Origin of the sequence: Rhizobium sp. WYCCWR 11152, assembly GCF_013087615.1 — a bacterium.
GTDB lineage: Bacteria > Pseudomonadota > Alphaproteobacteria > Rhizobiales > Rhizobiaceae > Rhizobium > Rhizobium indicum.
On record NZ_JABFCP010000004.1, the window covers coordinates 1 to 21,511 of the forward strand.

24 protein-coding genes are annotated in these 21,511 nt (G+C 61.0%); 10 read left to right on the plus strand and 14 right to left on the minus strand.

Going from position 1 to position 21,511, the window contains the following annotated elements; translation table 11 throughout:
* Nucleotides 1-361: 361 nt before the first annotated feature.
* The gene (locus tag G9X67_RS04650) at nt 362-829 is read right to left on the minus strand and encodes an Lrp/AsnC family transcriptional regulator (RefSeq protein WP_138334738.1); all 468 of its coding nucleotides are present in this window, start codon (nt 827-829) and stop codon (nt 362-364) included.
* Nucleotides 830-953: 124 nt separating this feature from the next.
* Between G9X67_RS04650 and G9X67_RS04655 the strand changes: the two genes are divergently transcribed.
* Nucleotides 954-2,165, plus strand: a complete 1,212-nt coding sequence (locus G9X67_RS04655; RefSeq protein ID WP_171598247.1) for an argininosuccinate synthase — start codon at nt 954-956, stop codon at nt 2,163-2,165.
* Between the two features lie 354 nt (nt 2,166-2,519).
* Entirely contained in the window at nt 2,520-2,693 is a 174-nt protein-coding gene (locus G9X67_RS04660) for a hypothetical protein (RefSeq protein ID WP_003540843.1), read from the plus strand.
* 36 nt (nt 2,694-2,729) lie between these two features.
* On the opposite strand, the gene G9X67_RS04665 is transcribed toward G9X67_RS04660, so the two are convergent.
* Entirely contained in the window at nt 2,730-3,113 is a 384-nt protein-coding gene (locus G9X67_RS04665; protein WP_246705363.1) for a VOC family protein, read from the minus strand.
* Nucleotides 3,114-3,514: 401 nt separating this feature from the next.
* On the opposite strand from G9X67_RS04665, the gene G9X67_RS04670 reads away from it, so the two are divergent.
* Nucleotides 3,515-4,291 carry a phosphodiester glycosidase family protein gene (locus G9X67_RS04670; protein ID WP_171598248.1) on the plus strand — a complete coding sequence of 259 codons (777 nt, stop codon included), beginning with the start codon at nt 3,515-3,517 and terminating at the stop codon, nt 4,289-4,291.
* Between the two features lie 58 nt (nt 4,292-4,349).
* Here G9X67_RS04670 and G9X67_RS04675 read toward each other — a convergent pair whose 3' ends face one another.
* From G9X67_RS04675 to G9X67_RS04685, 3 genes are all read right to left on the minus strand, one after another.
* Nucleotides 4,350-4,946, minus strand: a complete 597-nt coding sequence (locus tag G9X67_RS04675; protein ID WP_171598249.1) for a demethoxyubiquinone hydroxylase family protein — start codon at nt 4,944-4,946, stop codon at nt 4,350-4,352.
* A 454-nt stretch (nt 4,947-5,400) separates the two neighbouring features.
* Entirely contained in the window at nt 5,401-7,281 is a 1,881-nt protein-coding gene (locus G9X67_RS04680; RefSeq protein WP_171598250.1) for an ABC transporter ATP-binding protein, read from the minus strand.
* Nucleotides 7,282-7,451: 170 nt separating this feature from the next.
* A complete protein-coding gene (locus G9X67_RS04685) occupies nt 7,452-8,018 on the minus strand; it encodes a nuclear transport factor 2 family protein (protein WP_171598251.1) in 567 nt (188 codons plus the stop codon).
* Nucleotides 8,019-8,107: 89 nt separating this feature from the next.
* On the opposite strand from G9X67_RS04685, the gene G9X67_RS04690 reads away from it, so the two are divergent.
* Both G9X67_RS04690 and G9X67_RS04695 read left to right on the plus strand, forming a co-directional pair.
* The gene (locus G9X67_RS04690) at nt 8,108-9,121 is read left to right on the plus strand and encodes a LysR family transcriptional regulator (RefSeq protein WP_246705364.1); all 1,014 of its coding nucleotides are present in this window, start codon (nt 8,108-8,110) and stop codon (nt 9,119-9,121) included.
* A 95-nt stretch (nt 9,122-9,216) separates the two neighbouring features.
* Nucleotides 9,217-9,618: a GFA family protein gene (locus G9X67_RS04695; protein ID WP_171598252.1), complete on the plus strand. Its 402-nt coding sequence runs from the start codon at nt 9,217-9,219 to the stop codon at nt 9,616-9,618.
* A gap of 78 nt (nt 9,619-9,696) precedes the next feature.
* Here the strand turns inward: G9X67_RS04695 and G9X67_RS04700 are convergent, their stop codons facing one another.
* The 3 genes from G9X67_RS04700 to G9X67_RS04710 form a co-directional block, all read right to left on the minus strand.
* Nucleotides 9,697-10,170: a VOC family protein gene (locus G9X67_RS04700; RefSeq protein WP_138334747.1), complete on the minus strand. Its 474-nt coding sequence runs from the start codon at nt 10,168-10,170 to the stop codon at nt 9,697-9,699.
* A 266-nt stretch (nt 10,171-10,436) separates the two neighbouring features.
* Complete coding sequence (locus tag G9X67_RS04705) at nt 10,437-11,441, minus strand: carbon-nitrogen hydrolase family protein (RefSeq protein ID WP_171598253.1); 1,005 nt, start codon at nt 11,439-11,441, stop codon at nt 10,437-10,439.
* A gap of 221 nt (nt 11,442-11,662) precedes the next feature.
* Entirely contained in the window at nt 11,663-12,052 is a 390-nt protein-coding gene (locus tag G9X67_RS04710; RefSeq protein ID WP_171598254.1) for a VOC family protein, read from the minus strand.
* A 193-nt stretch (nt 12,053-12,245) separates the two neighbouring features.
* Here G9X67_RS04710 and G9X67_RS04715 point away from each other — a divergent pair, with 193 nt between their 5' ends.
* Both G9X67_RS04715 and dapB read left to right on the plus strand, forming a co-directional pair.
* Entirely contained in the window at nt 12,246-12,461 is a 216-nt protein-coding gene (locus G9X67_RS04715; protein WP_171598255.1) for a hypothetical protein, read from the plus strand.
* A gap of 131 nt (nt 12,462-12,592) precedes the next feature.
* Nucleotides 12,593-13,363: a 4-hydroxy-tetrahydrodipicolinate reductase gene (gene dapB, locus G9X67_RS04720; RefSeq protein WP_171598256.1), complete on the plus strand. Its 771-nt coding sequence runs from the start codon at nt 12,593-12,595 to the stop codon at nt 13,361-13,363.
* Between the two features lie 15 nt (nt 13,364-13,378).
* Here the strand turns inward: dapB and G9X67_RS04725 are convergent, their stop codons facing one another.
* The 3 genes from G9X67_RS04725 to G9X67_RS04735 form a co-directional block, all read right to left on the minus strand.
* A complete protein-coding gene (locus tag G9X67_RS04725) occupies nt 13,379-14,299 on the minus strand; it encodes an ornithine cyclodeaminase family protein (RefSeq protein ID WP_171598257.1) in 921 nt (306 codons plus the stop codon).
* Between the two features lie 98 nt (nt 14,300-14,397).
* Complete coding sequence (locus tag G9X67_RS04730) at nt 14,398-14,904, minus strand: GNAT family N-acetyltransferase (RefSeq protein WP_171598258.1); 507 nt, start codon at nt 14,902-14,904, stop codon at nt 14,398-14,400.
* Nucleotides 14,905-15,043: 139 nt separating this feature from the next.
* Complete coding sequence (locus G9X67_RS04735) at nt 15,044-15,589, minus strand: hypothetical protein (RefSeq protein WP_171598259.1); 546 nt, start codon at nt 15,587-15,589, stop codon at nt 15,044-15,046.
* 312 nt (nt 15,590-15,901) lie between these two features.
* Here G9X67_RS04735 and G9X67_RS04740 point away from each other — a divergent pair, with 312 nt between their 5' ends.
* Entirely contained in the window at nt 15,902-17,305 is a 1,404-nt protein-coding gene (locus tag G9X67_RS04740) for an aspartate aminotransferase family protein (RefSeq protein WP_171598260.1), read from the plus strand.
* 74 nt (nt 17,306-17,379) lie between these two features.
* Nucleotides 17,380-17,700 carry a low molecular weight protein tyrosine phosphatase family protein gene (locus G9X67_RS04745; protein ID WP_138387352.1) on the plus strand — a complete coding sequence of 107 codons (321 nt, stop codon included), beginning with the start codon at nt 17,380-17,382 and terminating at the stop codon, nt 17,698-17,700.
* A 91-nt stretch (nt 17,701-17,791) separates the two neighbouring features.
* Here G9X67_RS04745 and G9X67_RS04750 read toward each other — a convergent pair whose 3' ends face one another.
* Entirely contained in the window at nt 17,792-18,268 is a 477-nt protein-coding gene (locus G9X67_RS04750; protein WP_171598261.1) for a GNAT family N-acetyltransferase, read from the minus strand.
* Nucleotides 18,269-18,422: 154 nt separating this feature from the next.
* On the opposite strand from G9X67_RS04750, the gene G9X67_RS04755 reads away from it, so the two are divergent.
* Nucleotides 18,423-19,208 carry a class I SAM-dependent methyltransferase gene (locus tag G9X67_RS04755; RefSeq protein WP_171598262.1) on the plus strand — a complete coding sequence of 262 codons (786 nt, stop codon included), beginning with the start codon at nt 18,423-18,425 and terminating at the stop codon, nt 19,206-19,208.
* 67 nt (nt 19,209-19,275) lie between these two features.
* Here the strand turns inward: G9X67_RS04755 and G9X67_RS04760 are convergent, their stop codons facing one another.
* The gene (locus tag G9X67_RS04760; RefSeq protein WP_138334759.1) at nt 19,276-19,698 is read right to left on the minus strand and encodes a TIGR02594 family protein; all 423 of its coding nucleotides are present in this window, start codon (nt 19,696-19,698) and stop codon (nt 19,276-19,278) included.
* 501 nt (nt 19,699-20,199) lie between these two features.
* Nucleotides 20,200-21,375, minus strand: a complete 1,176-nt coding sequence (locus G9X67_RS04765) for an MFS transporter (RefSeq protein ID WP_171598263.1) — start codon at nt 21,373-21,375, stop codon at nt 20,200-20,202.
* Between the last annotated feature and the right edge of the window lie 136 nt (nt 21,376-21,511).

Sequence of the window (21,511 nt, forward strand, 5' to 3'; positions counted from 1 at the left end):
CAGCCCCAACAACACGGTTGCTGAGGCGCGCAGCCCGAAGGGCGAAGCCTCGAAGGACACGCCGCAGCACTGCATCCTGCATCCATCAAACGCCGAAACACCAGCCACGCCGGGTGGCAGGGAAGGTGCAAGTGGCGCTGCATGCCGATATCGCCGGATGAGACGCCGGTGGCCGGCCCCGTCCTTCGAGGCCCCTCCGGGGCACCTCAGGATGAGGCCGGAGGGAGGGCCGTACGACCGCGCAAACCACGCTCGATTACATCACCCATGCCGTGATGATCCTGCTCCTGGTCACAGGCCTCGTCTGGCTGGCAAGGAACCGGAACGCCTCTCCCCTGGGATAGGGATCGAGCTACGACGCCTATCTCAACGGCAGTTCGAAGCTTCGCTTGAGCGTTTCCATCGGCACGTCGGTTTTGACGCTGAGGACACTCGGAATGCGCGTCAGGTGATCGGCCTGAAAACGCCAGTAGCTGTGCAGATCGGCGGTGACGATCCGAAGCACGGCGTCGCACTCCCCTGTCGTTAGGTAGCATTCCATCACCTCGGGAAACCGCCTGACGGCTTGGGCGAACCGGAGCGTGACCTCGGCGTCCTGGGTCTTGAACCACACGCGGGCAAAAACCGTCAGTCCCGCCCCGACCTTTGCAGGGTCCAGTACGGCGACGTAGCGATCGATGATCCCGGCCTCTTCCAGCAGCCGCACGCGACGCAGGCACGGCGACGGTGACAGGCCTACCTCCTTCGCCAGATCGACATTCGAAATACGCCCGTCACGCTGAAGCACGCGCAGAATATGGCGATCGATCGGATCCAAGGCGACTGGCATTTCATAGCTCCTACTCGGGCTGTAATGGCATGACATGCTAAATTTTTGCAATTTTACGGATGCTTCGCAAGCTCATTGCGTAGGACTTGGCCTATCGTTCCAGCATCGAGATGGAGATGGGTTGATGACGAAGATAGAGAAAATTGTGCTTTCCTATTCGGGCGGGCTGGATACCTCGATCATCCTCAAATGGTTGCAGGAGGTCTACGGATGCGAAGTGGTGACGTTCACCGCCGATCTCGGCCAGGGCGAGGAGCTCGAGCCGGCGCGCGCCAAGGCGGAGATGTCAGGGGTCAAGGACATCCGCATCGTCGATCTGCGCGAGGAGTTCGTCAGCGATTTCGTCTTTCCGATGCTACGGGCGAACGTGCTCTATGAGGGGCAATATCTGCTGGGCAGTTCCATTGCACGGCCGCTGATTGCCAAGCGTCTGGTCGGCATAGCCGGGGAGGTTGGCGCGGATGCCATCGCCCACGGCGCGACAGGCAAGGGCAATGACCAGATCCGGTTCGAGCTGGCCATCAATGCGCTCGATCCGTCGCTTAAGGTCATCGCTCCCTGGCGCCAATGGAACATCCGCTCCCGTACGCAGCTTCTGGAATATGCCGAGAAGCATCACATCCCGGTGCCAAGCGACAAGCGCGGCGAGGCGCCGTTCTCGATCGACGCCAACCTGCTGCACACCTCAACCGAAGGCAAGATCCTCGAAAATCCGGCGGAGGTCGCGCCCGATCATGTCTATCAGCGCACGGTTGATCCGCTCGATGCTCCTGACGCCCCCGAGATCATCACCATCGGTTTCGAGGCAGGTGACCCGGTTTCGGTGAATGGCAAGTCCATGACACCGGCCGCATTGCTGAGCGAACTCAATGGACTGGGCGGCCGGCATGGTGTCGGACGCCTCGATCTGGTCGAAAACCGCTTCATCGGCATGAAGTCGAGGGGAATATACGAGACGCCGGGAGGGACGATCCTCCTCGCCGCCCATCGCGGCATTGAATCGATCACGCTCGATCGCGCCGCGGCGCATCTGAAGGACGAGATCATGCCCCGTTACGCCGAGCTCATCTACAACGGCTTCTGGTTCGCGCCGGAGCGGGAAATGCTGCAAGCCTTGATCGACCAAAGCCAGGCTTTCGTCAGCGGCGAAGTGACTGTGAGGCTCTACAAGGGAAGCGCCTCGGTCATCTCGCGCACCTCTCCCTGGTCACTCTACTCCGCCGACCTCGTCACCTTTGAAGAAAGCGCCATCGCCTTCGATCATCACGACGCGGAAGGTTTCATCAGGCTCAACGGCTTGCGGCTCAGGAGCTGGGCCGCCCGCAACGGCAGATGACCGCCCGATCTTACGCAGCCAGCGCACCTAACGCTCACGACGCTCCAAACGCCTTCCCCTCCGCATTTCGACCTGCGGGAGCCGGACGAAACGGGCCGGTTCGGATCTCATAAGCTGCGAGGGTCAATGGTCGGATAGGTCAATGCCCACATTGACGGCATCTACCCTCGCGGCTGGCCGAAGCAGTCAAGGCTTCCATGGAGAAGCCCCGAATCCAATTTCAAACGATTTTTAAAATCGCCACTCCGAAAGCTAATCGATTTTAATTTTATCGTTAAAATTTTCTTGTTGCAGCGCAAAAGAATTTAGACATTAATTTGTGCGGATGCTCAGTTTATTCGTTGGAGAACTCGCATGACTGTGACATTTCCGCTAACCGAAAAGCGCGACGCCGAGACATTGCTGAAACACTTGACGTCGCACAATCTCAGCGTTCCGGGAAACTGCGTCGTGTCGCTTAAGGCGCACGTCGCCCAGGTCTCATCCTCTCATACGACCGCGCTCGGCACCGCCCGTACCGCTTGGTAGTCCCCGAGACGTCGAATTGCGGCAATCAAACTGGCCTCAGCCGTCGTAGACGACAGCAATCTTGTTTCCGGTGGGGTCGCGCACGTAAGCGGAATACCAGTTCGGCCCGTAGTGCGGACGTAGACCGGGCGCGCCGTCGTCCGTTCCGCCGTTTGTCATGGCCGCATCGTAAAAAGCGTCCACCTCGGCATGGGACTTGGCCATGAAACCCACCATCGAGCCATTTCCGGCGCTCGCCGGCTCGCCGTTGATCGGCTTGCAAACCCATAGAACGAAACCGTCACCCTTCCCGCCTTCGGAATAGGCGCTCCATCCGGGAAATTCCCGATGTTTGCTCCATCCGATCGTTGCCAAGGTCGCACCATAAAACCCATTCGATTTGGCGGAATCGATTGCACCGACTGTTGCGTAGACACTCATGATCTTTCCTTCCCTGCTCCAAGATCGGAAGAATCCATATCGCAAGCATGTGAACATAACAAGAACATCAGTTTGCGGTTTGTGCGAAAAATTAGCGGATCGCGACAGCAGGTCAAAACTAACTAGGGCGGCGATAGTGGATCTCTTTGCTATTTGCGGGCTCGAAACCCCTCCCCTCAAGGGGAAGGGGCTGAACCGCAGCGACCGCCTTCCATCCCATCGCCTCAGGGAAATCGTGTGACGAGCGAGCGGCTTGGGTAAGTCCCTCCCCCTTGTGGGGAGGGGTTGGGGAGGGGTTTCAAGCCCGCCACGCCGGTCACTGCCCTGCTCGCCGCACCAAACTATTGCAATCTCACAGATAAACGCTTCATTGGCGATATGAACGAGAGGCCCCGGCAACCATGACCTATCTGAAACACGGCGTGCTCGCCGCCGCCATGATGCTGGCAGCAATAATGACATCCCAGCATCAAGCGCATGCCGCACAGTGTGAGAAGGAGACCTTCGAAGAGGCGAAATACGTCGTCTGCACGCTAAAACCGGGCAAAGCCGACCTGCGATTATTCTGGAAGAACGCCGAAGGCGCACCGTACCGCACTTTTTCAAGCCTTGCCGAAGCCGTTCGTGCCGAGGGTCGAACGCTGACCTTGGCCGTCAACGCCGGGATGTACCGGGCCGATTTTTCGCCGATGGGACTTTATGTCGAGAACGGCAGGGAATTGAAACCCGCCAATACGACAAAGGCCGAAAGCTCCGCCGGTCAGGTGCCGAATTTCTATAAGAAGCCGAACGGCGTGTTCTTTCTGGGTGAAGCAAGCGCCGGCATACTCCCGACCGATGAATTTCTGAAGCGTCGGCTCAACGTGCGGTTCGCCACCCAATCCGGTCCGATGCTTGTCATCGCCAACAAATTGAACCCGATCTTCATCGTCGGCTCGACAGACCGGACCCGCCGCAGCGGTGTCGGAACCTGCGAGCGCGGCGCGGTTCGCTTCGCGATCAGCGAAGACGGGGTGAATTTCCACGATTTCGCACGGCTCTTCCGCGACCATCTGAAATGCTCCGATGCCTTGTTTCTCGATGGCGGACGAGGCGTCGGATTTTACAATCCGGCAATGGGCCGCAACGACTGGTCCTGGCACGGCGGCTACGGCCCTATCTTCGGGCTCGTCGAATAGCGCGCTCGCATTTGGCCAAAGGCCCGACAGCAGCAAGTCACCGTTTGCGCGGTGGAGACTAGCCTCTCCCCACACGCGCCATTTCGGCGCGCATCCAGCTCGAATCTCCCCAGGTCGAGAGCCAGATCATCAGGTCGGTCAAGGCACCAACGACGGGCAGCAACAGGGCGTGGCTCAAGCCTCGTCTTTTCTGGCTGTTTTCGGCCTTCCTGAGATGCGCCAGTTCCTGCTCCTGAATTGACGCGATGAGGGCATGAAGCTCGGGATCGCGTTTCTGAAGGAAAGCCAATTGATCTTCGAGATGGCGATGGACCGTGCTTTCGACCGCCTCGGTACAGATCCAGATCATGTTGCGCCCACTAAGTGCCGTCAGGAGGCCGAGCGCAGAACCGCCGAGGCTCCAGAATGACATGACGCGACAAGGCTTGGCGACCCTTGCAGGCATCGCCTCGCGAAACAGGCGGCAATGGTCGATCTCGTCCCGACGCATCTCTTCAAGCGTCGGCACGATCTCGGGAAACAGCCGCCGGGCCACCAGGATCTGGGCGCCATAGATCCTGATAGCGCCGAACTCGCCCGCATGGTTGACCTTCAGAATGCGACGGATGGTGACATCGGGGTCGCGCGTGCCCGACCTGCTCGACGGATTGATCATGACCACCCTGCCCCGGTTCCCTTGCCGGCAATAGGCAGGACGGCCGCCGCCATCGTCAAGGGGTGCGGCGATGGAGAAGGTGCTGATCCCGTACGCGGATGCATCATGCCTGAGAGGGCGAGCTTTCAAAAACCGCCTGCTTCGCATAGCTCCCGGCCTGCGCATCTCCTCCCCTCCCTCATTCCTGTGCTCGTCACAGGAATCCAGTGCGCTCAAGTCTTGGGCGCGAGAGACTTTTCAACCGTAGCATTGAGTCGTTCACCGCGCGGACGCGCGGTGGCTGGATTCCTGTGACGGGTACAGGAATGAGGGAGAGTAAGTATGGCGGCGCCCGTAGCAACACAGGCGCATGTGGCACCGTCACCCCGCCATCCGGGTACAATGCGGGCATTTCAACCTACAGGGCAAAGGTCTTCCGAAGGGAGGCCTCGCGTCGCCGTCATAGGCCACTCGGTCAGATCACAGGCGAGGCCGGTAAGGGCTCATCGATGTCTTCAGGAATGAAACCACCGGTCTGGCGTTTCCATAGTCGCGCGAACAAGCCGTCTTGTTCGACCAGTTCGTCCGGCCTGCCCTCCTCCACGATGCGCCCGTGATCGATCACTACGATCCGATCCATTCTGGCGATAGTCGACAGGCGGTGGGCGATGGCGATCACCGTCTTTGCCTCCATGACGAGGTTGAGCCTTTCCTGGATGGCGGCTTCGGATTCGCTGTCGAGGGCGGAGGTCGCCTCGTCGAGCACCAGGATCGGCGCGTCCTTCAGGAGAACACGGGCGATGGCTACGCGCTGGCGCTGGCCGCCTGACAGTTTGATGCCGCGGTCGCCGACGAAGGCCTCATAACCGCTGCGGCCTTCGCCGTCGGAAAGATCGGCGATGAAGGCATCGGCGCTTGCCATCTTCGCCACCGCTTCGATCTCGTCCTTCGTCGCCTCCGGCCGACCGTAACGGATATTGTCGCCGACCGAACGGTGCAGCAGCGCGACGTCCTGCGCGATGACCCCGATGGAGCGGCGAAGGCTTGCCTGGGTGACGGCGCGGATATCCTCCCCGTCGATGAAGATCGCGCCGTCCTTGATGTCGTAGAAGCGCAGAAGCAGGTTGGCGAGCGTGGTCTTGCCGGCGCCCGAGAGGCCGACAAGGCCGACCTTTTCACCGGGCAGGACCGTCAGCGACAGATCATCGATGACAGGCTTGCCGGACTTGTAGGCGAAGCGGACATGGTCGAAACGGATCTCGCCGCTGCTGACAGCGAGGTCTGCCGCACCCGGCCGGTCGGTGATGGTGGGCGGTGTCGTCATAACAGGCATGGCATCCTTGATCGTGCCGATTGCCTGGAAGATCTGTTGGCCCATCTGCAGGAAGACGAAGATCTGCGACGACAGTCGGTTGAGAATGTAAACCGAGCCGACGAATTCGCCGATCGTGAGAAAGCCTTTGACGAGGCCGGAAAATCCAATCGCCAGCATGGTCAGCCACAGCAGCGTGTTGAGAACCACGACCGTCAATTCCGACGAACGATAGATGCGCTGTTCGCTGTGCTGCGTCTGCACAGCCTTTCCTATGATGCGGCGGATCGCGCCTGCCTCGCTATCTTCAGCCGCAAACTGCTTGATCATCTGCATGTTGGTATAGAGATCGGTGATGGCGCCGGCGACCAGGCTGCGCTGCTTCGCAGTGCGGCGCGAGCGCTCGACGAAGGTAGGCACGATCCTGGCGGTGAATACGACATTGAGCACGATCCAGATGACGACAGGCAGGGCAAGCTGCCACGCGAGCGCACTCAGCAGGATCACGGAGCCAACCAGCTGCATCAGGAAGCGTGGGATGGACTGGAAGGCGGCGAGGATCTGCTGCTGGACGGCGGAAGAGACCTGCTGCAGCCGTGAGGAAACCTGGCCGGCATAGAGATCATGGAAGAAGGCAAGGTCCTGCCGCTCGACAGCCTTATGGCCCTGCCACTGAATGGCAGCCGGCATGCCGATACCGAGCGTGTGCGAGTTCAGCGTATTGAGCATGAAGGACATGATCGGCATGACCGGAAAAATCAGGAAGCCGAGAATGGTCAGCAGCAGCCATTCATCGCGCAGGAAGGCGGGAGCGCCGTGTTGCGTCACGCCATCGACGATGACCGAAAGTCCCCAGACGATTGTCAGGTTGATCGCCTCGAACACCATAGAGCAAAATGCCAGCGCAATCAGCACACCCCGAAACATCGAGATGAAATGCAGGAGTACCGCCACCGGCCCCTTCGACGGCAGCGGCCGGTAGGGGATATCGAGCGGCCGGATCAGGCTTTCGAAAGGGCGATAGATCGCATCTGAAATCGACATGGGCCACTCGGATTAAAATCGGGAGGAGGCGTGGACTCAGCTACGCAAGGTCGCAGAAAATCATCTCCAGACTGCAATCTCAATTATAAATTTCAGAAAATCTATGAAAGGGGCGTTGCCGCGAGAGCCGAGCCCACGGCAAGGCGATCGTTTTCAAATCCGGACGGACTTCATTCGCCCCGGGCCAGGGCCGCGGCCTGTTCCAGCAAGATCTTCCCAACCAGGGGGTCGGCATGACGGTGGGCGAGCCGCCACTCCGATCCACGCCGGCGATAGACCTGCGTGACGCGCAGCGACCAGTTCTGGTCCGGCAGGCCGCCAACCTCACCGTGCTGGCGCTCGATCATCACCAATACGATCAGGTCAGCGCTGACATAGGACTTTTCCACCTCCAGCGTTCCGCCGCCATTGCGGAAGAACCGGGCGAGTTCGGCCAGATGCTCGGGACTGTCGTCGAAGCCATGGCTGGCGGAACCACCGAAAGGCTGCATCAGGGTGAAATCGTCATCGAGGCGGATGAGGCTCGCCCACCGTGTCATGTCGCCGGCCATGAAAGCCGCCCCCTGTTGTTCTGTTCGGCGGATGATGGCGAGCAATGCCGCATCGGATGCCGGAGCGGCATGCGCGACGCGCCCTGTTGCGGCGACCGCCATTGCCAGGGCGGCTCGCCGGGAAAGGGTTGCGGCCTCGTGCACGGACTTGTCGCCGCGCGCCGTTTTGCTTTTGAAAAAGGACATCGGATCTTCCTATTGGTGACCGGCCGTACCGGAATGGTCATTATCTCCCACTTTCAGGGCAATGAATCTAATGATATGACTTCAGCAATATGCTGAACCAAATTGATCTATCCAGAATCGACCTCAATCTGCTCGTGCTGTTCGAGACTGTCATGGAGGAACGCCATGTCGGGCGTTCGGGGCAGCGGTTGAACCTCTCACCTTCGGCCATCAGTCACGGCCTTGGCCGGCTGCGCATGCTGCTGGGTGACCCGCTATTTCTCAAAACACCGAAGGGCGTCGTTCCGACAGACCGGGCCGAGGAACTTGCAGCACCCATCGCCGATATATTGGCGCGCGTTCGCAGCGTGGTGGCGACAGCGGCGCCATTCGATCCAGCGCGCTCTCAGCGACGATTTACGATCGGCGCGCCCGATGGTGTTTCGTCTGTGTTTCTGCCGCCGTTGCTCGACCTGTTGGCCAAGTCCGCTCCCGGCATCGCAATCAGCATCCGGCAATTGCTGCCCAGACAGGGCGAGCCATCGCCTGATCTGGCTTGGCGCGATGCGTTAGCCGCGTTGGAAGCCCGTGATATGGACATCGCCATCATTCCTCAGGCCGAGTTTCCAATCCGCTTTGCAAGCCTGCTGCTCTACGAAGAGGATTTTGTCATCGCGGCCCGTCAGGGCCACCCTTTTCTGACAGATCAGACCCTGGCCAACTACTGCGCAATGCAGCACCTTGTGGTCTCGCATCTGGGCGATACACATGGCTTTGTCGACAATCTGTTGGCCAGCCATGGATGCTCCAGGCAAGTGGCCCTGACGGTCCCGAACTTCATGTTCGCGCTCGCCGTGCTCGCGGAAACCGACTTTATCTCGGCCTTGCCACGCCGCTTCGTCGAAATGCATGCCGCGCGGTTCGGCGTCGTCAGCGTCAATCCTCCCCTGCCACTCGGACGCTTCGCCATAAACGCGACTGCGCCGAAGGCGGCAATACGTGACGAAGGCGTGGCCTGGCTCGTAAGGCTCCTGCAGGCATCCATGGATAGCGCGATAGATAAAACCCGCGCTGACAGCGGGTCGTCCGGCCCCCATAAAGGCGGGCACTTGAGCCGCCAATAGCATAAGACCTGGCACCCGGATCGCCCAATTGTGGTCATCGCGCGATTGAGGCAGGATGCCGTCCTTGAATAGAAATCAGGATCGAACCGACGCTCATGCTGACGGGCTCATGTCATTGCGGCAAGGCAAGCTGGAAACTCGAAGGTGATCCGGGCTCGATTACCGCCTGCAACTGCACGCTCTGCCGACGCTACGGCACGCTGTGGGCCTATGACTACGAAGGAGAGCGCATCGCTCTCACCGGTGAGACCGCCTCCTACACCCGCGCCGACAGGGACGAGCCGTCACTCGAAATATTGTTCTGCCCTTCCTGCGCCTGTGTCTTGAGTTGGCGCGGCTTGCGGCTTCGAAAGGATGGCCGTCGGCGCATGGCTGTCAATATCCGGCTTGCGCCGCCGGATATCGTTCAGGATCTGACTATCGATCATTTCGATGGCCTGGATACGTTTGAAGACCTTCCGTCCAAGGGGCGCTGCGTACGCGATCTCTGGTTTTGAGCCGACCGCGAAGACGCCACCGCGTCGGATCGCATCAGATGCGAGCCCCTGGTAAAGATCGTTTTGCGCGAAGCTGCCTCAGCCGCGCCGGGCGGCCTCGATCACCGCGACGTCGATCTTCCTCATGGTCATCATCGCGTCAAAAGCACGCTTTGCCTGGCCACCGCCTGCCGCCAGCGCTTCGGAGAGGATGCGCGGCGTAATCTGCCAGGACACACCCCACTTGTCCTTACACCAGCCGCACTCACTTTCCTGGCCGCCATTGCCGACGATGGCGTTCCAGTAACGATCGGTTTCTTCCTGATCGTCGGTTGCGATCTGAAAGGAGAAGGCTTCGTTGTGTTTGAACACGGGACCGCCGTTCAGGCCGATGCAGGGAATACCCGCAACGGTGAATTCCACGACCAGGACGTCTCCCTGCTTGCCGTCAGGATAATCTCCCGGTGCCCGAATAACGGCACCCACGGCGCTGTCGGGAAAAGTCGCGGCATAGAAGCGGGCAGCAGCCTCGGCGTCTTTGTCGTACCATACGCAGATCGTGTTCTTTGCCATTGCGCAGTCCTTTCGCTCTTCGTTTCGCATTGCCCACTGAAATAAGAGGCAAACCGTCTTTCTCCAGCCCGGTCCTAGCGATTTCACGCGGACGATTGCGAACGCTGCTAAATTAGTGGAGCGCCGCCTACCTCCCCTCCTTTCATCCCCGTGCTCTTCACAGGGATCCAGTGCGCCCAGTCCTTGGCGCGGGAGATACTTTTACAAGCGGGAGATTCAGCGTCATCTGCATTTACTTGGCGGGCATGCGGTGGACGCGACGCGATCTAAAACATATTCCGCGCGTCGCTACGCGGATCGCCCGCCACGCGGTGCGGCTCGTAGAGGCCGCTCCGCGCCTTGCGCCGCCACGGCCGGGAAGGATCGCCGGGATTGTCGTCGATATCGGCGAGCGATATAGCAGCCGTTCCTTCCGAAGGGCATTGCGCCGCCCATCGGCCGCCGGGCGCGACGACCCCGGAAGAGGCCGGATCAGCCTGACCGGGATGGGCAAGGGCCGAGAAACTGACCCAGTAGCTGTTGCTCGCCGCATGCCCTTGTGCCTCGGCGGCGAAGGACGGCTCGTTGGCCGGCGAACCGCCTGTTGTCGAGAACAGCACGCAATGGACGTCGAGCCGCTCATATTCGCTAAAAATCTCCGGGTAGTGGCATTCCATACCGAGAGCGCAGCCAAAGCGGATGCCGTCGACCTCGAAGGTCACGGGAATCGAACCCGGCGTGTACATGAAGGAGATCTTGGTGTTCGACAGTAGACGCTCGTCGTAGCGCGTCACCAGTTCGCCGCGGTCGGAGACGACATAGAGGCTGTTGTGCGGCCGGTGCGGCGCCGTCAGCGGATGCACCGAGCCGATGACCGCCCAGAGCCCCAGCTCGTGCGCCAGCCTGCGTGTTGCATCCAACTCCTCGCGAAGCACGGCCCATTCGAACCGCCGCCAATCGGAGGGCCCGATCTCCCTCGGCCCGATTTCCGACATGATGCGCTTGTTCGGCGATGATGTTGTCCCTTCGGGAAAGTGGACGAGCCGCGCGCCAGCCTCTCGTGCCTGCCGCATCAGCAGGCGCATCTCGTGGCCGCTCTGGCGAAGCTTGCCGATATCGCGGGGATCGTCTGCATGAGTGGTCTGCGCCACGGCGAGACGCAAGCGTCTTGCCTCAGGCAGTGCATCGTTCGTCGATCTGGGAAGAACATGCATGCGGGCGGCGGTGTAGGATTCACCCGTCTTGGCGGCGCGCGCACGCACCCGCCGCTTGAAATTTCCATTCTCAGTCATATCAGGGCCTCTCACGTTCCGGACATCGTTCCCCAGCAACAGGCCCGAAACATCAGGACCAAGGATCACGACCCGAGACGAAAGTCCCTTTGCCTCCGGTTGAAGACCCTGCTGGGGAAGGTCTAGGGAGGTTCGGCGTTAGGCCACGCCGAAACAAAGATGCCGAGGCGGCCGCGATTCGTCAATTCGGAGAATGGCCGGGATAGGCAGGCGCCAAGACCCTACTTCGGGCGGTCCACCTTATCCACTCGCCATGGCGGATCGGTGCGATTCGATCCGGCGAAATAAAGGATGATGCGGTTGCCGCCGGGGTCGAACAGCTCGGCCTCACGCCAGAGCCAACTCTTGTCCTCCGGCCCGGTGACGAAACGAAGACCAGCCTCGCTGAGGCTACCGACCATCTCGTCCAGGTTCTCGCACTCGAAATACACCGTGGTTCCGCCACCGCCACTTTCGCCCTGATGCAGGGAGAAGGTGCTGTCCCCGTCCGGGCAGACGAAGCGTGCATAGCGAGGACGAGCGTCGACGATGGGCCTGAGACCGAAAGCGCAGTAGAAGTTCCAGCCCGCATCGAGGTCAGGCATCGTAACTGTTACTTGATTCAGGCGCATGATCTATCTCCTCGGCTGAGTTCGCCCAAAACTGTGCGGCGGCTTGGCACCACGACATTCATAAAAACAAAGACCTGAAGCCGTCGCATGAATCAAATTCTAAGCGAGCAGTTTTAGTGTCATCGACACAAAACTCGTGTCAGACTGTGCAAGCCACGCACACGCCGGCGCACCGATCGAGAGGGCCGAAGCCATGCACAAGTTCACCGTATCAATCACCCGGGAGATCGAGGCCGACACCGCCGAGGAGGCCGCTTTGCTCCTGTATCAGGAACTATCAGCGGGACCGATCCCCGACCGCTACTCGGTCGTCGACGAGACGAAGGCTGCCACGGAGGTGAAGCTGGATCGGCAAAAGGCCGACGAATTCGCCAGCATCGATCACACCGCCGACCCCGGCAACTGGTAAGCCTCAGCTGACCAGAGGAGATCCCTGCTTTGCCGCGGAAGCGCAAGTGCGGTAGTGGCAGATCCCATTCGCCGGCGTAATGCCGATGCAAACAGCCGTCCGTTGGAAATATCGCGAGCCAAGGAAAGTCCGTGACCTCACCAATCAAAATAGCCGTCGCCGGCGCGAACGGCCGCATGGGGCGCGCCATCCTGCCACTGCTGGCGGCCGATCCGGATTTTGCGTTCGTCGGCGGCATCGGCCGCGAGGGCTCCGCGGGCGCCGGGTTGATCGAACGTTCGGCTGCGATCGGAGCGGCCGACGTGATCCTGGATTTCACGACGGGACGTGCTGCTGCCGAACTTGCCGGCCTGTGCGCTTCGGCCGGCGGACCGGCCCTGGTGATCGGAGCGACGGGTTTCGAGCCGGATGAGCTCGACCGGATCGCAGAAGCCGCCCGCGCGATTCCGATCCTGCGCTCCGGCAATTTCTCCATCGGCGTCAACATGCTGGTCGGCCTCGTCGCTCAGGCGGCGCGCGCCCTTCCCGCATATGGCTGGGATATCGAAATCCTCGAAGCCCATCACAACAGGAAGATCGACGCGCCGTCCGGCACGGCGCTGATGCTCGGCGAGGCAGCCGCCGAGGGCCGCGGCGTTTCCCTCGCATCCGTCGAGCGGCGCGGGCGCGACGGCATCACCGGCGAACGCCCGCCCGGCGAGATCGGCTTCGCCGTGCTGCGGGCCGGGGGAATCGTTGGAGAACACAGCGTCCTGTTTGCCGCCGCCGAGGAGGTCGTGACACTCTCGCATTCGGCTCTCGACCGCGGCATGTTCGCCCGCGGCGCGCTTGCCGCCGCCCGCTGGATCGCAGGGCGCACACCCGGCGAATACGCCATGGGAGATGTGCTGGGTCTGCCGTGAATAGGGGAAACAGGCTCACAGCATATCAAGGATTGCCGAGGCGACGACGACCTCGGTTCCAGCCAACCCGACGGAGCAAAACAGCGTCGTATCGCCAGGCGATTCTCGCCCGGCCGCCTTCCCGGCCATGATATCGGCAAGGTCGGCCATGCGATGCTCATTGCCGGAGCCGGCCAGGAAAAAGGGCGAAGCATAGGCACGCGTCTGTTCGGAAGAGTCCGTCGCAATCACGGCTGCGACATTGGCGATATCCAGGCCGAGTTCGTATCCCTCACACGTTTTCGGGCCGACGGTGTTGACGTGCACGCCGGGATTCAAATCCCTGGCATGAATGACGGGCGTTCGGCTCGTCGTCGCGCAGATAACGATGTCGGCGTCATCGACGGCTTCCGAGGCGCTGCCGGCAGGCTCCACTTCAATACCCAAGACCTGCTGCATCTCAGCTGCAAAGGCGGCGCGATTTTTCTCGTCGCGGCTATAGACGTGAGCGCGGTCCAGGTTCCGAACGGCGGCAGCCGCGGCGAGTTGGGTTCGCGCTTGGGCTCCACTGCCGAGTATCCCCAGGGTCCTGGCATCCGGCGCGCTGAGATGGCGGATGGCGAGACCTCCGATCGCACCGGTCCTGAGGTTGCCGAGGCGCTCTCCAAGAATAATGCCCTTGAGCTCCGCGTCGTCGGCCGACCACACCGCGACGATCTGCGAATGCTCCGCCCCGTCGAATGTTTCATAGACCCGGAAGCCCGCAAGCGGTTTCTTGCCGAGGATGCCGCCGACGGTGAAGACGAGATCGCCTCGATCGGGAAATGAGACATGGTGCCGGGGTGGAGAGATCAGTCGATTGCCGGCCCTCGCGAGAAAAGCGGTCTCGAGCGCATCGATCGCGACCACCATCAGCGCGCCGCCGACCAGATCCTCGTCTTTAAGAATTTTCGTCACAGCCAAACCTCCAGCCCATGCCGGCATGCTGCAACCCCAACCCCACTTGAGGTCAACAGGCTGGGCAAGCCGATATGCGCTGAAACATCCGCGTGAGACTAACCGACCAGACGGCGAGCCATCATGACGTCGTCGATCTCCCTGCCCTCCTCCAGAACCCCGCCGGGAATCCTGCCGATCTCGGAGAAGCCTTCCCGCTGATAGAAACGTATTGCCGGCGGGTTTTCTGCACTGACGAAGAGTTCCAGTTGCAGGATGCCGATATCGCGCGCGTGATCGGCCACCGCGCCGAGCAGCTTGCCGGCAAGGCCCGTTCCGCGCAGGCTCCTTCTCACGTAAACCATGATGATCGTCGCGCGATGGGCCATCTTGCTCGACCGCTGCCGAACTAGGCCGGTTATGCCGACGGGTTCGTCACCCTGAAAGGCGATGAAAACCGGCTCATTCAGGCGATTGCGCCATTCCTCGAGAGAAAGAGCCTCCCAGTCCTCGTAGCGGCTTGCAAAGAGGGACGGTTCGGTGCGAAGCGCTTCCAGACGGATGCGCCGGAAAGCCTCCACTTCGTCTGCCCTGACATGCCTGATCGTCGTGCCACTTCCATCCATCGGGACCTCCTGCGAGATGATGAAAGGTACTGTCAATACAGATGGCCTCAGCCGATGCAACCGGTGCCAGGAGGCTTCCTAGTTCAGCATAGGTTCGAAGTTACGAAATCGAACGGAAATCCGTCATCTCAGGCGCCGGTCACTGCGCCGGACTCCCCAGCCGGCCACCCTTCCGGACGACCGGTTCGCCGGGCGGACCGACCACCGATTGATCGGTCGGCCTCGCAGCCGGTTCGCCGGTCGGACCGACCACCGATTGATCGGTCGGCCTCGCAGCCGGTTCGCCAGTTGGCCCGACGACCGGTTCACGGGCTGGCCCGTCGACCGGCTGGCCGGTGGATCGGACGACCAGGGGATCGGCTGGCTGGACGGCGGATTGATCGGTTGTTGGCCCGGGTACCGGCTTGCCGGTTGCCCCCGGCATCGGCTTGTCGGTTGCCCCCGGCACCGGCTTGTCGGTTGCCGCGTTCAACGGCTCGCCGGTTGGTCGGGCCGCCGATTGCTCGGTTGGCCCGGCAACTGGCTCATCAGTTGAGTCGGCCACCGATTGATCGGTTGGCTTGTCGATCGTGAACGGTACAACTTCATGGATGATGAAGAGAAGAACTATCCCGACCAACGTGCATGTCAGCGCGTAGAGAAGGAAATATTTCAGTGCATATCCCTCGCTGATTGGCAGCGCCAACTTGACAATGGCGCAAATGATATTTCCACATCATTGAACGATACTTGAAGCGAAGGCAATCATTTTCAACAAGAGCCGCGAAATTTCAAAAATGCACAGAACGGGATAAGGTAGTTATTGTAGATATTTAGGAAGCGCCTCCCCGATGCTCAATTTGTCTTGAGGTCTCGGCAAGCCCAAGGAAGGCCCCGGAACCCAGATCCGAGATCTGCCAGGCGAAGACAGCCTCGGCGATATGGGCTAGATTGCGTGTGCCGGCAGCCTGCTTCGAGGGTGAGGCCCTCCAGGATCGGTGACGGCAGGGGGATCCGCATGACGGCAATTGCATCTCTGTTTCAGGAAGCCGCCCGCCTTGCGGCAGGATTCCGGCAGGCAGCGCCCGCCCGCCATATGCCCACCCATGACTACGCAGCCTCGCTTGCCTGTTTCGAAGAGCCGCTGCCGGCGGCCGGTTCCGATATGCTTGATGTCATCAGGCGTCTCTCGGACGGCGCCGAACCCGGGCTGCATGCAACCACTGGGCCGCGCTTTTTCGGCTGGGTCATCGGCGGCTCCCATCCGGTCGGCGTCGCGGCCGATTTCCTCACCAGCGCCTGGGGCCAGAATGCCGGAAACCATGCCGCCGCACCGGCCGCAGCCGCCGTCGAGACCGTCGCGGCGAGATGGCTTCTCGATCTCCTGAAGCTGCCGGCCGAAAGCTCGGTCGGCTTCGTCACCGGCGCGACGGTGGCGAACTTCACCTGCCTTGCCGCCGCGCGCGGCGAAGTGCTGCGCCAGGTGGGCTGGGATGCCGATGCCAACGGCCTGTTCGGGGCGCCTGAGATCACCGTTCTGATCGGCGACGATGCCCACACGACGGTATTCTCCGCGCTGCAATTCCTAGGTCTCGGCCATGATCGCGTGCTGCGCGTGCGCACCGATCCGGTAGGCCGGATAGACCGCGCCGCGCTGGCGGGCACGCTCGATACGATCTCTGGACCGGTCATCGCCATTCTCCAGGCGGGGCAGATCAATACTGGCGCCTTCGACGATTTCGCTGCCATCATCCCGCTGTTGAGGGCGAAGCGCGCCTGGGTGCATGTCGACGGAGCCTTTGGTCTCTGGGCGCAGGCTTCAGCGAAGATCAGCCACCTCAGCCGCGGCATCGAAGCGGCCGACAGCTGGGCGACGGACGGCCACAAATGGCTGCAGACGCCCTATGATTGCGGCTATGCGATCGTCCGCAACGAGCTCGCCCATCGCCGCGCCATGACGATCGCCGCGAGCTATCTGCCGCTCGCCGGCGAAGGCGAACGCGATCCTTCCCATTACGTGCCCGAGCTTTCGAGAAGGGCGCGCGGCTTTGCCACTTGGGCGATGCTGAAACATCTCGGTCGCGACGGCATCGCCGCCCTTATCGATCAGTGCTGTGCCTCGGCTCGGCTGGTGGCCGACCTGCTTGCGCGCGAGCCCGGCATCGCCATTCTGAACGAGGTCGCGCTGAACCAGCTCGTCATCCGCTTCGGAGCGGACCTGCCCTCCGAAGAAGGCGACGCGCTGACGCGAAAGACGATCGAAAAGATTCAGGCGGACGGCATGATCTTCGCCGGCGGCGCCAAATGGCGCGGCCGCGACGTCCTGCGCCTCTCGGTCACCAATTTCCAGACGACATCGGATGAGGCACAGCTCGCCGCCCAAAGCATCATCGCCGCGTTCAAGAGTGTGAGCGGCGGCTGACGCAACTACTGCCTTGGTTCGCCCGGGCACGGAATTGTGCTATCGCCGGCTCTGTTCACTTGAAGAGAGAAAACGTGAAAAACGTCCTGTTCGTCTGCAGTCAAAACAAGCTTCGCAGCCCGACGGCCGAACAGGTCTTCGCAAATTGGCCTGATATCGAGGTCTCCTCGGCCGGCACCAACAATGACGCCGAAAATCCGTTATCGAACGAACTGATCGAATGGGCCGATATCGTCTTCGTTATGGAGAAGGCTCACCGTGCGAAAGTCCAGGGCAAGTACCGGTCAGCTCTCAAGGACAAGCGGCTGGTCTGCCTTCATATTCCTGATGATTATGATTTCATGGATCCCGCGCTCGTGCAACTGCTGAAGGCAAAGGTGCCTCGGCATCTCTAAGCTCGGTCATCCGACCGCAGAATCGCCGCCCCGAACAAGAAGGCGGGCGCGCCACTGGTGACAACTTGCGGCCAATCTGTGGGGCCGACAGTCAAACTTGTTGAGAGACATATTCCGGAAACTCGGCCGCACCGCGACTTAGGGCTTTCACCATCAACAGGCCGTCGTCCAAGTAGCCGTTTCTCGCGTAGAACTGGTGCGTACGCTCCCTGCCCAGCACCATGGCGATGCGGATCACCGCGCATTCAATCCGCTCCCCCTCCGCCTCGATCCACGCCATCATCTTGCCGCCGATGCCTTGACCGCGGAGAGCGCTGTCCACCACGACGTTATCCGCCTCGACATACTTGCCGCACCACAACTGAGTGCCGGTCCAGAAACCCGACGCACCCACCATCCGTTCGTCGATGTAGGCTGCTATGCAGCGGTAGTTGCTCTGTGCGAACATGGCTGAAAGTCGTTGGCAAACCACGGCCTCACTCAGGCGACTAACCTGGCTGTACAGCGGGAAAATTGTCATCGTCTGATCGAGGCCGACCAGCTCACGGATGATCACTTCGTCGGACACAGCAGCCCCCTATCCTCTCGATCGCATGATAGTGCACGCGAACTTGGTCATGATCCATAGGCGTGAACAACTTACAGTGGACGGCCTGTCTTCCCATTGTCACCCGCACCGCCTATAGCTCCCCGCCCATCCAGATCGAGCAAGGAGCAGAGCCATGAACGCCAATGATGTCGCCGCCCATTGGGAGAGCAATGCCGAGACCTGGACGATCTATAGCCGCGCCGGTTACGACAAGTATCGCGACGCGCTGAACACGCCGGCCTTTCTGAAGATGCTGCCGCCGGTCGCGGGCCTTGCCGGGCTCGATCTCGGCTGCGGCGAAGGTTCCAACACCCGCGCCGTCGCCCGCCTCGGCGCCCGCATGACCGGGCTCGACATCGCCCCGACCTTCATTCGTTATGCCCGCGAGACCGAGACGCAAGCGCCGCTCGGCATCGACTACGTGCTCGGCGACGGCCAGGGCATCGATTTCCCGGAGGCGAGTTTCGACTTCGTCACTGCCTTCATGTCGATGATGGACATGGCCGACCAGCGCCAGGTGCTGAAGGGCATCCACCGGGTCCTGAAATCGGGCGGCTTCCTGCAGTTTTCGATCCTGCACCCCTGTTTCGTGCCGCCGACGCGCCGCAACATCCGCAATCAGGCCGGCGAGCCCGTCGCCGTTGAGATCGCCGATTATTTCGACGAGAGCGACGGCCGGGTCGAGCGCTGGATTTTTTCCTCCATCCCCGAGAAAGAACGGGCGACGCTGACGCCCTTTGTCGTCCCGCGTTTTCACCGGACGCTGTCGACCTGGGTGTCGATGATCGTCGAAGCGGGACTGACGATCGACGCTTTCGGCGAGCCCATGGCGTCAGTCGAGGTGGCTCTCGCCGAGCCAATGGTCGCCGATACCCGCATCGCGCCGATCTTCCTCCACATCAGGGCGCGCAAGGCGTGAGGCCTGTTTTCCCGCCGCCACCGAGGTTTGGAGGAGGGTGAGTTCTCACCCGGGTTCTCACCCAACATCATCGTCGCACGGCGACCACCGAGCTGGCGCGATAGCGCGACAGCTGGACCCGGTTGGATTGGTTGCCGCCGAACAGGTAGACGTACTGCCGGCGCTGGTCGATGTGATCGAACAGGCTCACATGAAAGCGCCGGCCGGTGCGGATCACCACGACATCCCCTCGCCTGGCGGAGCGGACACCGACCGGTTTGCCAAACTTCCTCCAGGACGCCGCCATGTTGGGGTTGGGCGGCGGTTGCCGCGAAGATCGCTTGGCGACAAAGGCCAGGAACGCCCCGCACCACGATACTCTGCGCGGATTGATGCTGAGGAAGGAGATGGAACGTTCGTGCATGCTTTTGTACTTGGATGCCGTAACGAGCATGTCTGCCTCACAGGGCACGGCAAGCGCCGTGAGGACGATGACGAGAATAACCTTCATAGTTACCCACCATTGTTTGTATAATGTTGAAATTCCAAAATGTGGCGAAGAATAAAACAGGCGCGGCAACGTAGATGCGAATTATGGCGTGATTTAGAAACAACTAATACTGGCATTTTGGCGGCATAAATTTGTCCGAAGCGAGGCGCGGAAGCTCCGTAGGCGAGCCTGCCTTTTGGCCGGACACGACATCGCAAACCCTGCAAAACATATGTTTTGCCAAGCCGAAAGGCTGGAAGTTTCGCCATCCCAACCAGGTCTATTCAGACCACGCGGACTGCGTCCGCAATGCTTGAGCAGCAAAACCATTCGCCAAGGGTTGACGACGGTGCGCGGAATTAGCCCCTCACCTATACGAGCTATATTTACGATGGCCGCTAATAATACTTCGACGCAATGGGAAATACATTGCGCTCGCCCGATTCATCAGCGAAAGCCGGAGGTTGCCCCTCCGGTTGCGGACGTGAACGAGCTTAGGACAGCGGAGGCCGGCGTGGCGTGTCAACCGTGTGGTTGCGCCGGTTCGGGTTGGCCTGTGACCGGGGCAGGATCCGCGGCAAGTGCCCTGGTGACCAGCAGTGCTGCAGCGAGAACAGGGACGACCGCCCAGTACGAAAAGCGGATGCCGAAGTGTTCGGCAACGAAACCGAGCAGTGGCGGCCCGGCGAAAAACACAAGGAACGTCGTCTGCCCGAGCGCTGCAACGTTGACGGGTGCGGGTCGATCCGTGCGTCGGGCCGCAGCCGAGATGGCAAGCGGATAGACCGAAGAACAGCCGATACCTGTCAGGCCAAAGCCTGCGAGCGCGACAACAGGATGTGTCGCCGTCGCAACCATGACGAGACCAATGGCCGCGATCCCGAGGAGAGTGATTGCGACCGGCCGTGGATTGAAGCGGTCGATGACAGGATCCATGCCGAGCCGCCCGATGGCGATGAACGAGGAGAAAATGGCCACGCTGAGCCCGCCGACGAAGGGTTCGACCGCGAATACGTCGCGCATATAGATCGCCGACCAATCGACGCTTGCGCCTTCGGCAAGAAGCGGAGCTGCGGCAACAAGGCAAAGGGGGAGCAGTCCGAGCGTGGGAAAAGCGACGATCGGCGTATCTCCGGGGTGAGCGTCCTGCCGTCGGGGCGCATTCTCGATCCCGGAGAAAACGATCGACCCGGCAATCAAGACCGTCACCAGGACGATGAAGGTATGCAGTTCGATGGAGACGGCAGCCTGCCGCATGCCGGCGGCAACAAGGGCGGTGATGCAGAAGCCGAGGCTCCACATGCCGTGAGCCCGGCTCATGATGCGGTACCCAAGCAGCGCCTCATGGCGATCGGTTTCGATATTGGCGTTGATCTCGAATGCTCCGGTGAAAACGCCGGCAATGAAGAACAACGGCACCGCCAAGAGAGCTGAAGGCATCCAGGGGATCAACGCGAAAAACAGCGACGCACCGAAGACGGTGACGAAGGCGGTGGTGCGCGCACCGAGCCTCTCGATGAACCTCACCGAGAACGTCAATCCGCAGAGAACCCCGGAGGACAGGACGGCGAGCAGAAGGCCAAGCTCGCCTTCCGTCAGGCTAAACTTGAGCTGAAGGTCGGGCAGCCGCGAAACAAACGCGCCTAAGGAAAGGGCCACGGCAAACTGAATGAAGAAAATACGGTGGTGCGGCTTCATCTCGACACTCTGCTCCGATTGGGGCGGGATCGCAGCAGAGCGATCCCGCGGATAGCCGGACTTTCCGACGAAATGGCGCTAGAACAGGGTGATTTTAGGCCGGGTCGGCCCAAAAATCTGAATCCTGTTCTATATT

Coding starts and splice junctions, on each gene's coding strand:
- G9X67_RS04650 (WP_138334738.1), bottom strand. CDS start 829: ATGCCAGTCGCCTTGGATCCGATCGATCGCCATATTCTGCGCGTGCTT.
- G9X67_RS04655 (WP_171598247.1), top strand. CDS start 954: ATGACGAAGATAGAGAAAATTGTGCTTTCCTATTCGGGCGGGCTGGAT.
- G9X67_RS04660 (WP_003540843.1), top strand. CDS start 2,520: ATGACTGTGACATTTCCGCTAACCGAAAAGCGCGACGCCGAGACATTG.
- G9X67_RS04665 (WP_246705363.1), bottom strand. CDS start 3,113: ATGAGTGTCTACGCAACAGTCGGTGCAATCGATTCCGCCAAATCGAAT.
- G9X67_RS04670 (WP_171598248.1), top strand. CDS start 3,515: ATGACCTATCTGAAACACGGCGTGCTCGCCGCCGCCATGATGCTGGCA.
- G9X67_RS04675 (WP_171598249.1), bottom strand. CDS start 4,946: ATGATCAATCCGTCGAGCAGGTCGGGCACGCGCGACCCCGATGTCACC.
- G9X67_RS04680 (WP_171598250.1), bottom strand. CDS start 7,281: ATGTCGATTTCAGATGCGATCTATCGCCCTTTCGAAAGCCTGATCCGG.
- G9X67_RS04685 (WP_171598251.1), bottom strand. CDS start 8,018: ATGTCCTTTTTCAAAAGCAAAACGGCGCGCGGCGACAAGTCCGTGCAC.
- G9X67_RS04690 (WP_246705364.1), top strand. CDS start 8,108: ATGCTGAACCAAATTGATCTATCCAGAATCGACCTCAATCTGCTCGTG.
- G9X67_RS04695 (WP_171598252.1), top strand. CDS start 9,217: ATGCTGACGGGCTCATGTCATTGCGGCAAGGCAAGCTGGAAACTCGAA.
- G9X67_RS04700 (WP_138334747.1), bottom strand. CDS start 10,170: ATGGCAAAGAACACGATCTGCGTATGGTACGACAAAGACGCCGAGGCT.
- G9X67_RS04705 (WP_171598253.1), bottom strand. CDS start 11,441: ATGACTGAGAATGGAAATTTCAAGCGGCGGGTGCGTGCGCGCGCCGCC.
- G9X67_RS04710 (WP_171598254.1), bottom strand. CDS start 12,052: ATGCGCCTGAATCAAGTAACAGTTACGATGCCTGACCTCGATGCGGGC.
- G9X67_RS04715 (WP_171598255.1), top strand. CDS start 12,246: ATGCACAAGTTCACCGTATCAATCACCCGGGAGATCGAGGCCGACACC.
- G9X67_RS04730 (WP_171598258.1), bottom strand. CDS start 14,904: ATGGATGGAAGTGGCACGACGATCAGGCATGTCAGGGCAGACGAAGTG.
- G9X67_RS04740 (WP_171598260.1), top strand. CDS start 15,902: ATGACGGCAATTGCATCTCTGTTTCAGGAAGCCGCCCGCCTTGCGGCA.
- G9X67_RS04755 (WP_171598262.1), top strand. CDS start 18,423: ATGAACGCCAATGATGTCGCCGCCCATTGGGAGAGCAATGCCGAGACC.
- G9X67_RS04760 (WP_138334759.1), bottom strand. CDS start 19,698: ATGAAGGTTATTCTCGTCATCGTCCTCACGGCGCTTGCCGTGCCCTGT.
- G9X67_RS04765 (WP_171598263.1), bottom strand. CDS start 21,375: ATGAAGCCGCACCACCGTATTTTCTTCATTCAGTTTGCCGTGGCCCTT.